The organism is Acanthopleuribacter pedis (assembly GCF_017377855.1).
Taxonomy (GTDB): Bacteria; Acidobacteriota; Holophagae; order Acanthopleuribacterales; family Acanthopleuribacteraceae; genus Acanthopleuribacter; species Acanthopleuribacter pedis.
The window spans coordinates 124,608-137,505 of the sequence record NZ_JAFREP010000016.1 but is presented as its reverse complement, the minus strand read 5'-3'; the positions used below and the strand labels follow the sequence as shown (position 1 = coordinate 137,505).

Here is a 12,898-nt window from a genome sequence, read left to right as displayed (position 1 = left end):
GTAAGTCAGAAAGGAACTGTCAATGAAACGTCCGACCGGGCGCCCCATGAAATACGCGGTGATCATTGAGCAACTTGATGAGGATGATCTTTATACGCCCGCAACCATCGCGGATTTCGCGGAAGAAATCGGTTTCATAGACAGCCGTGATCCCGAGAGACATCGCCTTGAACGGCAGCGGGTGCGCATCGCGATGGGCCGTTTCTCCAATAACCATAAATTTCCCGATGAAGGAGACGGCTTTGTGACACTTCGCGGCCAACCGCCTATCCCCGCTTGGTTCGGGTGGCGCTGGAAAAATGCCATTCATGGCTGACGTCAACTCTTTTTCACCTCCTCAGCCATGGTCGAGGGCTTCCTGTTCTCCCACGAGGCGCCCGATTTTCCTGCTCTCAGCTTGAGACGACTAACCGCCGTGGCCGACTTGGCGGACGAGCCAGGCGCGGGCGTCGCTCCAGGAACGTTTGAGGGTCGAGATCGAAATGTCCATTTCGGCGGCGGCTTCCTCGATGGTGCAGCCACAGAAAAAACGCAGGCGTACGATGTGGGCTTGGCGCGGTTCCAGCCGGGCCAACTCGCGCAGGGCCAAGTGAAGGCTGTCGACCACGCGACCGGCCTCGCCAAAGGAGTAAATTTCCTCGTAAAGCGAACACATCTCGTCGCGTTCCGGGCCGCCGCGTTTGGCGGCGAGGTACTCGCGTACTTGGTCGATCATCACCTGGGACATTTGTCGCGCGGCGATGTTGCAAAAATGAGCCCGTGAGGCAAAGTAAAAGGGACGCTGACGACGAAAACGAATAAAAGTTTCACTCAACAAACAGGCGGGAGAAAAATGGCTCAAGCGCCGTTCGTTTTCCAATTTGCGAACGGCAATCACCATAAGGTCGTCGTAAACCTGGTCGTACATGGTTTCGAGGGCGGCGACATCACCCCGAGCCCAGCGTTGGCATAAAACCACCGCTTCATTTGGGGCAAGGGACCTTAGCTCCTGCTCTGCAATAACACCAGCCGATAATGCGCTCATGAATGCCGATCCTTCATCTCGTGATGGGCACGCGGAATGCGGCACGAATCGGTCGTGGTTGGAGGACAGGCACAACCGTGGCACCGCAAAAAGACCACCACCCATGGACGAAAAAAGGACAAGTCGGGGCGCACCAATCCCTTCTCTCCCAATCGATACAACAGCTTGCCCTGTCGGCAATCCAGAAAATGAGTCGGCCCCCGCTAACGCGGGAGCCTCCTCGTTGTTGCATCAAAACAAAGAAGGTCCCGTGACCATCGGGCCTTCTTTGTCAAAAAGGAAGAAACAGGGACTTGGAATAAGCCAAGGCTGATGTGTCTCCTTATTACTTATTCCGGGAAAATAGCGACTTTTGGCTCAAACAAAAACACCCACACTTTTCGAAACCTTACTTTTTCTTTGCGTTTCAGACACTTAGGAAAACCGTTTTTTTTGACATTTTCACGCGACGCCACATAAACACCGTGCCGGATCGTGGGTTAGAGACGGCGCATCAACTTGCGACAATCGTCCAAAACGTTTTTCTGGTAATTGGGGTAAATCGTCGGCGGGCGATCCAAAATCCCCTCGAGCAACTGGCGCGCCTCTTTTTTTCCGCGGTTATCGATGAGGTACTCGGCCAAGAACAAATGATTGAGGTAAAAGTCCGGCCCCACCTCAACGGCCTCGCGCAGCAGGCTGTCGGCCAATTTTTTGGGGTTTCCACTCACCATGAAGCCGGGAACCTGATGGTAAAACCGGCCCATCAACCGCAACGGCGCGGCGTGGAAATAGGTGCGATCCATGTCGAGCGAAAGGTTGCCGTGCTTTTGCAGCGGGCCGATGGAACCCAGACTGGACATAATCCCGTTGGCGACCCCCCAGGCGCCGATGTTGGCGGCATACCAAAAATTGGCTTCGATGGCGTCGGGCTCCAGCTTGATGGCTTTTTCCCCGTGTTCGGTTCCTTGCCCGTGCCATTTCTTCTCATCGCTTTTCGAACGGGAAACATCACCCAACCAGAAATAGGCTTCCGATAAAGCAGCCTGGGCGCGGCCGACATGAACACTGTTGAGCTCACCTTTAAATAAGGTGACCGCCTCCTGGAGGCGACCCTGGTAATCCTCGTCGCGGTGTTCCAACAAGTAAAAGGCACGATCCAAGGGTGCGTCAGGTATGGCTTCGGCCGCGGGTTTGGCCGGTTCAGGCGTGGGTTCGGAGGCAGTGACGGCCGCGGTGGGCGAGGGGTCGGGCGCCGCAACGGTATTTTCAACGACGGGCTTCGGTGCGGCCGGCTTGGGTGTGGCCGGTGCCGGACGCGTGCCTGAAGCGCCGGTTTTCACGGCCCCGCCCTGCAAGGCTTCCAATACGTAATCGGTGTTGATGTTGCCGTTGTCGTTAATCATGTCCAGCAACTCAATCACCTGTTTCATCTGCTTGTCGTGCGCCTCAAACCGCGTTTGGGCGACAGTGTCGTCCACCAACGCGGGCGCGGGCGGCGCAGCCGGGGTGGGTTGAACAGGTTCGGCGCGCGGTACGTTGCCGAGCCGCCACCAAATGGCGATCAAGGCAACCAGGTTCAGAAGCAATAGAACCAAAACCAACCATGGAAACAAACCCCCGTCGGCCCCGTCCAACTGGGCCAAACCCATGAGCCAACGATGTGGATCAAACGCCCCAAAAAATACCGCCGCACGCGACAGCAGCGCCCCCGATAAAAACATACTTTCTCCTAAATGCATGAAACAACACGTGATTCTAACCAAAAACATCGGTTGAACCGAACCTGAAAATAAGCAGATTGCGCAATAAGTCATGGGGCGGCCCTTTTGAGCCGATCTTTTGAGCAAAGAAATCCGCTTACCCCGCTTTGCGAACCGCGTATTGCGCAAACGAACGCTTGGCGCGTCATGGGGGTGGAGGAGGTCCCGGTGGTTTTCTCATGGTTCAAAAAGAAACCCCGTCGCAAGCAAAAACCCGCGGCGCTGATGCCGCGCCCGAAGGATGAGATCCGCCCTGAAGATTTAGAACCCATCCGCGGCCACGACCGACGGGAGGACTTGGCAAAAATGGGCGGCGCGGAAGAAGTCGCAACCATCATCCGCGGCATGCTGGCGGAAGATCGCGACAAAAAATAAACCAGGGGATCACACACCTGGACAAACCACGCTCTCGGTTACAATGAGCCAAATCTCATTGCCGGGAGTTACGTCCATGAACCGACGCATGCCTTTTTCGCTGTGCCTCCTCAGCCTGTGTTTTTTTCCGCTCATGGCCGCGGAGAACTGGCCTCACTGGCGCGGTCCCGGGCACAACGGTCTGGCCGCCGCCAAAGCGCTGCCAACCACCTGGGGCGACGAACATGTTTTGTGGAAAACCGCGTTGCCAGGCCCCGCGCCTTCGACGCCGATCGTGTGGAAGGACAGGATTTACCTAACCAGTACCGCGGGCAACGACCTGCTCTTGACGGCCTTGGACTTGAACGGCGCGATCCTGTGGCAAAAAAAAGTATCCGAGGGAAACCGCGATTACCGCCAGGGTGAAAGCAACCACGCCGCGCCTTCGCCAACAACGGACGGCGAACGAATTTACACCTTCTTTGGCACGGGTATTTTGGCCGCGTTTGATATGAAGGGCAACGAGCAGTGGCGCGTCGACACGCAAAAACGTTACGGTACCTTTGGGATTTACTTCGGCATTTCTAATTCGCCGTTAATCGACGACAAACGCCTGTACCTGCCGCTCCTGCACGACAACGCCCAGGATGTGATTGCCTTCGACAAAAAAACGGGCGCCGAACTGTGGCGGGTCAAACGCCCCAGCCAAGCCAGACAGGAATCGCGCCACAGTTACGCCTCCCCGTTGTTTCTGGGTGAAGGCGCGCAACGGCAACTCATCATCCACGGCAGCGACGTGGTTTCGGGGCACAATCTGGAAAACGGCAAAGAACTCTGGCGCAGTGGCGGCCTGCAAAAAGCCGAATACAACCCGTTTTACCGCTTCGTGACCACGCCGGCGGCATCGGGCGATTTGCTGATCGTCCCCTCGGCCAAACGCGGCCCGGTGCTCGCGCTCAAACCCTTGCAAGCGCGCGGCGACATCACGGGCAAGGCTGAATACCTGATTTGGAAACGCGACAAGGGCACCCCGGATGTGCCGTCCCCGGTGATTCACGAGGGGTTGGTGTACCTTTGCGATGAGCAGGGTATTTTAACCTGTATTGACGCGGTCAGTGGGGAGGTTTACTACCAAGAACGGACCCACACGCAACGCCACCGAGGCTCCCCGGTCATCGCCGATGGACGCTTGTACCTAACGGCGATGGACGGCGTGATTAGCGTGGTACAAACCGGCAAAGAATTTAAACTACTCGCACAAAACAGGTTGGAAACACCGATTTCCGCCTCGCCGGCATTCGCCGGCAATATGATGTTGCTGCGCACCGAAAAAGCACTGTGGGCGGTGGGCCAAAAATAGAGCGGTGTCACAACCGGTGGCAAACAGCCGCCGGAAAGCCGATTTTCCCGTTACCCCGGCGGTTGGTTGAGCTATGATAGGAGGACAATCCCTAAGCAACCACCGACACAACCAAGGCGCACAGCGCCATTACCGGGAAAAGACGGCACTATGGAACCACATGAGCGCGCCCTACTTCGTCTCATTAACGACCAACTGAGACAATCGAATTGGGAACGGGTCCGTTTTCTTTTTGATCGCCTGCCCCAATTTTCGCAAAGTGTCGCGGAAAAGGTCTTGGCCGACCTCAACGATTTGGCCTTTAAAAACGGCTTCCCCCTGCTGCTGTCTTTGTTAAGCAAAGACCCACGCTTGTTCCGGCCCAACGTTTACCGGTTGGCGGCGGCCAAACTTTACCGGGAACCGGACACCTTGGAACACATCATCGGCGACTTAAACCACGAGGAAGCCGAGGTTTTGTTCCATGTCATGTCGATGTTGCCCCGCGAGAACCAGCTCCAAAAATGGAACCAGGTTCTGGTAAAGGGTTTGCAGGACGCCTGGATGCCTTTGTGGGCCGAAGCCTTGATTTGCGCCGAAAATCCCCATGCCCGAACGGCACTTGAACACCTCAGCAAACACAGCGATCCGCTGACCGCCAAAATCGCCGCGGCGGGGCTCGGGTTGAACCGCGAGAACCCGGACCTGGTCATCGAAGCGGAAAACGAGGAAGCCAAATCAGCACGCGACCAAGCAGAACCGCTGATTTATGCGGTCGACGACTCGCGGACCATCCTGGCCATGGTCAAACGCCTGATCAAAAAACTCGGCTACAATTGCCAAGGTTTCGAAAGCCCCGCGGCCGCCTTGGCTTCTTTTGAAACGGACCAACCCAATTTGGTGATTACCGACCTCAACATGCCGGACTGCAACGGCATGGAGTTCGCCCGCCGCATTCGCATGTTGCCCCTGCCCCAGGCGCCCTCGGTGGTTCTGATGACCACCACCGGTGAAAATCCCTCGCCCACGGAACTGGAAGGGGCCGGGATCGCCCAAGTCATTTACAAGCCGATCAATAAAAACGTACTCCAGATGACGCTTGGTGAATACCTCAACACGCCACAGCCGACCTAGCCTGCATTTCTCGTAAGGACTTCTCCCACGGGACAACCCATGCGATTACAAGGGCTTGCCTTCCGCGCCACTCGGTCGATCCGCCTTCGTCTCAGCTGCTACGCCGAAGGGTCGGCCCCGCGAAAGGTCGGCCCCGCGAAGAGTCGGCCCCGCGAAGAGTCGGCCCCGCGAAGGGTCGGCCCTGCGAAGGGTCGGCCCCCTGTGCCGGCTCTCGGTCGTCATCTTCGTACGCACAAGGCGTTCAGCTTCTCGCGACGAATCCTTGTGAGAAATGCGGGCGAGACAAAGGGTCCCGCGGCCTTTCCCCCGCGGTTCTCCCGGCAAAGCACAAGATGCATACGGCGCTTTCCCGGAGATTCCCCAAAAAAAATTCGCCGGTTTGCCGCCCAAAACGCGCTTATTATTTTAGGCCCCGCCCTGCCGGCCGGCTCAGACAAGGTGCTTGGTTCGTTTACCCGATATCTGCGATAATGAAGCGCACCCCTTGTCACAATGGAAGAAAAAAGCAAGCACGGCCCCTGGGCCGCGAATCTTGCGCCCTAACAGCGTCATCCCTCCAAAGACAACCCGATCCGAAAGGAACCGTTTTCTTGAGCGCACCCTCCAAACCCATCCAAGCAACCGATTCATCTTATGCCGTCGAAACCCCTGAAGGCGTTCGCATCCACTTCGAATGTGCCGGGCCTTTTCCCCGAATGGCCGCCACGATGATCGACTTCCTCATTCAGGGTCTCATCATGATCGTGTTCAGCATGGGCATCGGGTTCCTTGGGGCGGTTATCGGCTTCTCCGTCGCCCAAGGTCTGCAAGCAATCTTTGTGTTCCTCATGATGTGGTTCTACTATGTGTTCTTTGAAGTCTACCGAAACGGCCAAACCCCGGGAAAGAAGGTGTTCCATCTTCAGGTCATGGATGTGCGCGGCACGCCGATCACCCTTGCGAAATCCATCCTCCGCAACCTGCTGCGCATCGCCGATTTCCTGCCGTTTGTGTACGGCTTCGGTTTGCTAAGCATTTTAAACACCAGCCGTTTTCAGCGGCTGGGCGATTTGGTCGCGGGCACCATCGTGGTCTATGTTCCGCAAGCCCAAACCCCCTTCAAGGCACCACAATCCATTACCCCCCGGCAACCGCCGTTTCCCCTCACCCTGGAAGAGCAACGCGCCATCATCGCATTTACCGAACGGCAAAACGTCATCCCCGGCGGCCTGAGCGAAGAACTGGCCGCCCATCTCAAAGAGCTCACCAAACACAACCAAGCCTCGGCAAGTGAAACCCTTTACGCTTACGGAGCCTGGCTGGCCGGGGGTCGTCCGTGAAACAGGAACAATTCGAAAAACGCCACCAAAATGCCTGGATGGAGTTTGAAAATTGCTTGGATCGGTTGCAAAAAGGCGTGGGCGACGGCGCCGATATCGAACAGTTCGACAGCCGGTACCGCCAGATCTGCAAACACCTCTCGCTGGCGACCGACCGTCATTACAGCAACCATTTGGTGGTGCGGCTGAATAGGTTGGCGATGCAGGGACACCAAGTATTTTATCGCCGCGGCAGCGGCGGCATCCACGGCTTCTTCCGGCTCATGGCCTGGGATTTCCCACGGGCGGTTCGCCGTGAGGCCAAGCTGTTCTGGCTGTGTAACCTGATTTTCTACGGTCCGTTCTTTCTGATGATCGCCCTGCTCCAATTCGATCCCGACCTGATCTACACCTTGCTGCCCCGTGAACAAGTCAGCCAAGTGGAAGCCATGTACGTCGACGCCCATAACCGGGATGTCGACCTTTCCGAACGGTTTGCCATGTTCGGGCACTACATTCAAAACAACATCGGCATTGCGTTTCGCACCTTCGCGGGAGGAATCTTCGCGGGCGTCGGAAGTTTGTTTTTCATGCTGCTCAACGGCTTTTTCATCGGCGCGATTTTCGGCCATCTCGGTCAAATGCCCTATTCCCACAACCTCTTTTCCTTCGTCTGCACCCATGGCGCATTTGAACTTACCGCCATCGTTTTGGCCGGGGTTGCGGGCTGCCGGATTGGGTTGGCGGTGATTGCGCCCGGCCCCTGGAGCCGACGCGAGGCCCTGCGCCAAGCCGGCGAACGCACCTTGCCCATCGTCTACGGCATGACCGTGTTTTTGGTGCTGGCGGCCGCGATTGAAGCCTTTTACTCCCCATTCCAAATCAACCTATGGATTAAGTATCCCCTCGCCTTCCTGCTGTGGACGGCGGTGTTCGCCTATCTCGGTTTGGCCGGGAGAACCCATGAATCTTGATCAACTATCCCTGGCGGTCCGCCCACGCGATACCTGGACGGCGGTGGATTTGGGTTTGCTGCTGAGCCGCTCGTGGCGCGGCAGCTATTTCGCGCCGTGGCTGATCAGCGTGGTGACGGTATGGCTGGTGGTGAATGTGCTTTTTTGGCAATACCCCATCCTGGCGACCCTGGTGTTTTGGTGGTTCAAGCCGGCATTTGATCGCTTGTTGCTGTGGGTATTTAGTCGGGTTACTTTTGGCGTTCAGCCGGGCACGCGCGAAACCCTGGCCACCTGGCGCACCTACTTTCGCTCGCCCTGGTTCCGCGCCCTCACCTGGCAGCGACTCAGCCCCATGCGGGTCGTCCACCTCGCCGTCAGTGAATTGGAGCAATCTACCGGCGACAAACGTAAAAAACGCACCAACGCCTTGGGGGCGACCCTATTCAGCCCCTTGCTCCTCACCACCTTCGCTTTTTTCTTCGTGGAACTTTTCGTGTTGTTACCCAGCTTGTTTTTGTTCAGCCACGTCATGATGCCGTTCGGCCTCGCCGAACACGTTTTCTCGGTGATGAACGCCGACCAAGCCATCCAAACCTTAAATCTAGCCCAACTGTTGATTGTGTTGTTTTTGGAGCCCTACTACGTCGGCGCCTGTTTTTCGCTTTACCTCAACACCCGCACCATTCTTGAAGGCTGGGACCTGCGCATTACCTTCAAAAAACTCGCGGCCAGGCTTCAGCAGTTGACGCCGCTGCTGCTTTTTGTGCTGTTGTGCCCACCAGGCTGGTCCGCGCAACCGGAGCCCGACACCGCGGCGGAACCCACCGAGCTGACCCAAACGCGCGAGGAAATTCAAACTCTGCTCGACAACCACGAGGATTTTAACAAGCAAGAAACCAAAGGCCGTTGGGTGTACCGTTTCGACCACGACGGCCCCGAGGTCGGTGATATCCCGCCGACCAACTTCAGCGCACTCACCGGCTTGGGCCGTTTTTTCGTCAATTTGTTCATCATCCTTTTTATCGTGTTGGTGATTGTCGCCGTCATCCTGTTCCTGCGCTGGAGTGCCGGTCGTCGCATCGCCGGGGTTGCCACCCTTAAACCGGAAACGGTCAACCCGCGCGAGGCCGCCAAGTCAGGGCTGATCATCGACCCCGAATCCTTACCCGACCAACTTCTCGAGGCCGCCCAGGCGGCTTGGCGCAAGGGCAGTCACCGCATTGCCCTCAGCTATCTGTTCCGCGGCGCCATCGCGCGCATGATGGATGCCGATTTGGTCGCCATCGAAGAATACGCCACCGAGGGCGAGGTGCTCGCCCAAGTCAAAAAACAAGCCCCCCAAGAGATGGCCGAGGATTTCAAAAAACTCACGCAAACGTGGATTACCCTGGCCTACGGTCACCAAGTTCCCGACGAAGCGCGCTTCTACGCACTTTGTACCGCGTTCCGCCGCCACTGGCATCAGGAGGCGAAATGAGTCGTTTTGCCCCGTTCATCCTCCTCGCGGGCTTGCTTGCGCTTGTCGGCCTCTTCTTGACACTGTTTCGCTACGAAACCACCACCTATCAAAAAGGGCGCACGGGTGAAGCCTTACTCAACCCCTTTTTCGCAAGCCAACTGTTTCTAGAGAATCGCGAGATCCCCACCAAAACGGTCAAGCGCTTGGACAGCAACGAACCGCTTCCCGAGGGGAACAGCGTGATTTACCTACTGGGGAACCGCCGTAATTACCCGCCCCAGTACAACCAGAAACTTCTGGACTGGGCCGCGGCCGGTGGTGTGTTGGTGATCAAACCCGATCCCGACTGGCCGGAAACCGAAAACGACGAGCTGCTGGATGAACCAGGTTTTTACCTCGCCGCGGAAGAAGACGACGAACAAGGCAGCATCAGCGTGAATTGGGAGTCGGGGTACCAAACGACGTTTTCCTTTGAGAATACGGTTTTGTTCGGCAGCCACAACAGCGAAGCGCTTTATCTTCAAATCGGAGAAAACGAAAAATACCGACTCGCGATTATGCCCCACGGTGACGGTGCGGTTTGTGTGATCGCGGACGACACCTTCATGCGCAACGACTGGATCACCCAAAAAGACAACGCCTGGCTTACCTGGACATTGGCGACGGGTTTTCATGATTCGCCCCGCGAGATTTGGCTGGTCACGGGCACCCAATACAGCTCGATTTGGCGGCATGTTTACCAACGCGGCGGGCCCCTGTTGCTGACCCTGATCCTGCTGGTGGTCTGTTTTTGCTGGAGCCGCGGCTACCGCGAGGAAGCGGTTCAGCCGGATCCGCCCCCGGTCCGCCGCCGCTTGCTGGAACACATTGAACACGCCGGCTTGTTTTTGTGGCGCAACGGGCGTAGCACGGTGTTGGCGCGCGCGGTCGTCCGTGAACTTTTGAACACCCTGCGCCGTCGCCACTTGCTGCTTCAGGACGCCGATCCTGCCGAGGTTCACCGTTTTATGGCGTCCCAAAGCGGTTTACCGGTGGAGACGGTCAAGGCGGCCGTCAATGGACCCGAAACCCATACCGAACGCGAATTCCTAGATCGCATTGTTGATTTGGAAACCATCAGGAGAACTTTATGAACGAACCCATTCAACCCCCACCGCGTCCTGAGACACCGACGCCACCTCAGGCGGCGCCTGTCCAGGCGGCGTCTCCTCAGGCGGCGCCTGTCCAGGCGGCGTCTCCTCAGGCGGCGCCTGTCCAGGCGGCCGAGGGGAATCCGGTTAGCGCGGTTGCGGCGGCAGCCGGATTGGTGCAGCGCATTAAGCAAGAAATTCAAAAGGTCATTGTCGGCCAGGAAGACGTCATCGACCAAGTGCTGGTCGGACTCTTGGCCGGTGGCCATGTTTTGCTCGAAGGGGTTCCCGGCTTGGGGAAAACGCTGCTGGTTCGCGCGCTTTCCAAAACCTTCAGCGGTCGCCACGCGCGGATTCAGTTCACCCCCGACCTGATGCCGAGTGACGTAATGGGCCATGTAATGTACGACATGCAACAGGCCCAATTCAAGGTTCGCCGCGGCCCGATTTTCACCCAAATTCTGCTGGCCGATGAAATCAACCGCGCCCCGGCCAAAACCCAGGCCGCCTTGCTGGAAGCGATGCAGGAACACCAGGTGACCCTCGAAGGCCAAACCCTGAAATTACCGCAACCCTTCATGACCTTGGCCACCCAAAACCCGGTCGAGCAGGAAGGAACCTATCCCCTGCCCGAGGCCCAATTGGACCGCTTCCTCCTCAAAATCCAAATGCATTACCCAGAGGAAATGGAGGAATTTAACCTGGTCGATCAAGTGGTTTCCGGCAAAGTCGGCGAGGCCTTTGACCTGTCAAACATCACCCCGGTCACCGACGGCGACGGGCTGGTCAAGTTGCAGCAGTTTACGGCCCGCATTCAGGTGGACCGGCGCGTGCTGGAATACGCGGTTAAGTTGGTGCGCACCACCCGCGACTGGGCGGGCGTCGCGGTCGGTTCAGGCCCACGCGGCGGCATTAGTTTGCTGCGCGCGGCACGCGCCTACGCCCTCCTACAAGAACGCAACTTCGTCACCCCTGACGACCTCAAGGCGGTGGCAGTGCCCGCCCTCGGCCACCGCATCGTCATGACACCGGATATGGAAATCGAAGGCCAAACCACCGAAAACCTGTTGGGCCAAATCCTCAAACACTTGGAAGCACCTCGCTTATGAAACCAACCCGCCGTGCCGAGTTCCTTTTGGTATGCAATCTCGGCACCGCCGCGCTTGCCACCGCGTACCCCGCCTTTTGGTGGTTGTGGGCCGTCGTCTTGGTACTGTGTCTTGCCTTGGTTTTGGTTGACGCCCAACGTACCCGGCGCAACCCGCTCCCCACGGTAACCCGTTCGGTTGCCGCGGTGTTGCCGGTCGCGGTCTGGACCCAGGTCCGTTACCGGCTGGAAAACCACGGCGAAACCCCGCTCTCCTTGACCTTTCGCGACATACCGCCGGACGGAAGCGAGCACCGCCACATGGAAGGCGCCATGACCCTGCAGCCCCATGCTTGGCACGAGGGGGCTTACCAAATGCGGCCGCTGCAACGCGGCGACCTGCACTTCGCGGCCTGTTTGCTGGTGGTTGATTCGCCGTGGCGCCTGTGGAAACGGGTGGCGCGTATCCCGTTACCCGAAGAAGTCCGCGTTTATCCCAACTTTCAAGAAGTGGCGCATTACGCCCTGCTGGCCACCAACCAACGGCTGCGCAGTTTCGGGGTCCACCGTCGGCGCCGTCGCGGCGAAGGGCGCGAGTTCCACCAAATGCGCGAGTACGTACCGGGAGATCCCCTGCGTCAAATCGATTGGAAAGCCTCGTCGCGCATGCGCAAACTGATCGCACGCGAATACCAAGACGAACGCAATCAGCAGGTGGTGTTCCTCATGGACTGCGGCCAGAGCATGCGCGCTCAAGACGACATGCTGAGCCATTTCGACCACGCGCTCAACGCGGTACTGCTCATGACCCACGTCGCCCTGAAACACGGTGACGCGGTGGGTCTAATGACCTTTAGCGGAGCCCATCGCCGCCTGGCCCCGCGCAAGGGTGCCCCGCAGCTCAATCTGATCCTCAACAACGTATACGACATTCAACCCAGCCTACAAACGTCCGACTTCGAACACATCGCGGAAGATGTACTGCGTTTTGTGCGCAAACGCAGCTTAATCATCTTGGTAACCAACCTCCGCGATGAAGACAACGACGAACTCCAACAGGCGGTCCAGCTTTTACGCCGCAAACACCTGGTTTTGTTAGCGTCCATGCGCGAGAAGGCATTGGACGCGGTGGCCAAGGAACCGGTGATGACCTTTGAGGACAGCCTGCGCCTCGCCGCAACCTATCACTACCGCGAGGCACGTCAGGCGGCTGTCGACAACCTGCGCGGTCGCGGCATTTTGTGCCTGGACACCACCCCGCCGGATCTCCCGATTGCCATGATCAACAACTACCTGGATATCAAAAGCAAAGGCCTGCTTTAACCTAAGAAGCACATTAACTCGCGGTGATTTTCGATAAACCTCTGGGCTGCAA

General features: G+C 57.7%; 12 protein-coding genes. 10 read left to right on the top strand and 2 right to left on the bottom strand.

What is annotated here, in order from left to right; translation table 11 throughout:
- The first annotated feature begins 22 nt into the window (after positions 1-22).
- Positions 23-316 (top strand): hypothetical protein, encoded by a 294-nt coding sequence (locus tag J3U88_RS17420; protein ID WP_207860210.1) that lies wholly within the window; start codon positions 23-25, stop codon positions 314-316.
- A gap of 90 nt (positions 317-406) precedes the next feature.
- On the opposite strand, the gene J3U88_RS17415 is transcribed toward J3U88_RS17420, so the two are convergent.
- Complete coding sequence (locus J3U88_RS17415) at positions 407-1,024, bottom strand: ECF-type sigma factor (RefSeq protein ID WP_207860209.1); 618 nt, start codon at positions 1,022-1,024, stop codon at positions 407-409.
- Between the two features lie 479 nt (positions 1,025-1,503).
- Complete coding sequence (locus J3U88_RS17410; RefSeq protein ID WP_207860208.1) at positions 1,504-2,727, bottom strand: SPOR domain-containing protein; 1,224 nt, start codon at positions 2,725-2,727, stop codon at positions 1,504-1,506.
- A gap of 207 nt (positions 2,728-2,934) precedes the next feature.
- Between J3U88_RS17410 and J3U88_RS17405 the strand changes: the two genes are divergently transcribed.
- The 9 genes from J3U88_RS17405 to J3U88_RS17365 all read left to right on the top strand — a co-directional run bounded on the left by J3U88_RS17405 (position 2,935) and on the right by J3U88_RS17365 (position 12,846).
- Positions 2,935-3,141 carry a hypothetical protein gene (locus J3U88_RS17405; RefSeq protein ID WP_207860207.1) on the top strand — a complete coding sequence of 69 codons (207 nt, stop codon included), beginning with the start codon at positions 2,935-2,937 and terminating at the stop codon, positions 3,139-3,141.
- Between the two features lie 76 nt (positions 3,142-3,217).
- Positions 3,218-4,480 carry an outer membrane protein assembly factor BamB family protein gene (locus tag J3U88_RS17400; protein ID WP_207860206.1) on the top strand — a complete coding sequence of 421 codons (1,263 nt, stop codon included), beginning with the start codon at positions 3,218-3,220 and terminating at the stop codon, positions 4,478-4,480.
- Positions 4,481-4,630: 150 nt separating this feature from the next.
- Entirely contained in the window at positions 4,631-5,593 is a 963-nt protein-coding gene (locus tag J3U88_RS17395; RefSeq protein ID WP_207860205.1) for a response regulator, read from the top strand.
- Between the two features lie 590 nt (positions 5,594-6,183).
- Complete coding sequence (locus tag J3U88_RS17390; RefSeq protein ID WP_207860204.1) at positions 6,184-6,912, top strand: RDD family protein; 729 nt, start codon at positions 6,184-6,186, stop codon at positions 6,910-6,912.
- A complete protein-coding gene (locus tag J3U88_RS35040; protein ID WP_207860203.1) occupies positions 6,909-7,865 on the top strand; it encodes a stage II sporulation protein M in 957 nt (318 codons plus the stop codon). The genes J3U88_RS17390 and J3U88_RS35040 overlap by 4 nt, the downstream gene beginning before the upstream one ends.
- Positions 7,855-9,324, top strand: coding sequence for a DUF4129 domain-containing protein (locus tag J3U88_RS17380; protein WP_207860202.1), 1,470 nt, complete (start codon positions 7,855-7,857; stop codon positions 9,322-9,324). Before J3U88_RS35040 ends, J3U88_RS17380 begins: the two co-directional genes overlap by 11 nt.
- Entirely contained in the window at positions 9,321-10,439 is a 1,119-nt protein-coding gene (locus tag J3U88_RS17375; RefSeq protein WP_207860201.1) for a DUF4350 domain-containing protein, read from the top strand. The genes J3U88_RS17380 and J3U88_RS17375 overlap by 4 nt, the downstream gene beginning before the upstream one ends.
- The gene (locus J3U88_RS17370; protein WP_207860200.1) at positions 10,436-11,545 is read left to right on the top strand and encodes an AAA family ATPase; all 1,110 of its coding nucleotides are present in this window, start codon (positions 10,436-10,438) and stop codon (positions 11,543-11,545) included. The genes J3U88_RS17375 and J3U88_RS17370 overlap by 4 nt, the downstream gene beginning before the upstream one ends.
- The gene (locus tag J3U88_RS17365; protein ID WP_207860199.1) at positions 11,542-12,846 is read left to right on the top strand and encodes a DUF58 domain-containing protein; all 1,305 of its coding nucleotides are present in this window, start codon (positions 11,542-11,544) and stop codon (positions 12,844-12,846) included. The genes J3U88_RS17370 and J3U88_RS17365 overlap by 4 nt, the downstream gene beginning before the upstream one ends.
- Positions 12,847-12,898 lie beyond the last annotated feature (52 nt).

Bases quoted from the DNA above. Each gene is read 5' to 3' on its own strand.
- J3U88_RS17420 (WP_207860210.1), top strand. From the start codon at position 23: ATGAAACGTCCGACCGGGCGCCCCATGAAATACGCGGTGATCATTGAG.
- J3U88_RS17415 (WP_207860209.1), bottom strand. From the start codon at position 1,024: ATGAGCGCATTATCGGCTGGTGTTATTGCAGAGCAGGAGCTAAGGTCC.
- J3U88_RS17410 (WP_207860208.1), bottom strand. From the start codon at position 2,727: ATGTTTTTATCGGGGGCGCTGCTGTCGCGTGCGGCGGTATTTTTTGGG.
- J3U88_RS17400 (WP_207860206.1), top strand. From the start codon at position 3,218: ATGAACCGACGCATGCCTTTTTCGCTGTGCCTCCTCAGCCTGTGTTTT.
- J3U88_RS17395 (WP_207860205.1), top strand. From the start codon at position 4,631: ATGGAACCACATGAGCGCGCCCTACTTCGTCTCATTAACGACCAACTG.
- J3U88_RS17380 (WP_207860202.1), top strand. From the start codon at position 7,855: ATGAATCTTGATCAACTATCCCTGGCGGTCCGCCCACGCGATACCTGG.
- J3U88_RS17375 (WP_207860201.1), top strand. From the start codon at position 9,321: ATGAGTCGTTTTGCCCCGTTCATCCTCCTCGCGGGCTTGCTTGCGCTT.
- J3U88_RS17370 (WP_207860200.1), top strand. From the start codon at position 10,436: ATGAACGAACCCATTCAACCCCCACCGCGTCCTGAGACACCGACGCCA.
- J3U88_RS17365 (WP_207860199.1), top strand. From the start codon at position 11,542: ATGAAACCAACCCGCCGTGCCGAGTTCCTTTTGGTATGCAATCTCGGC.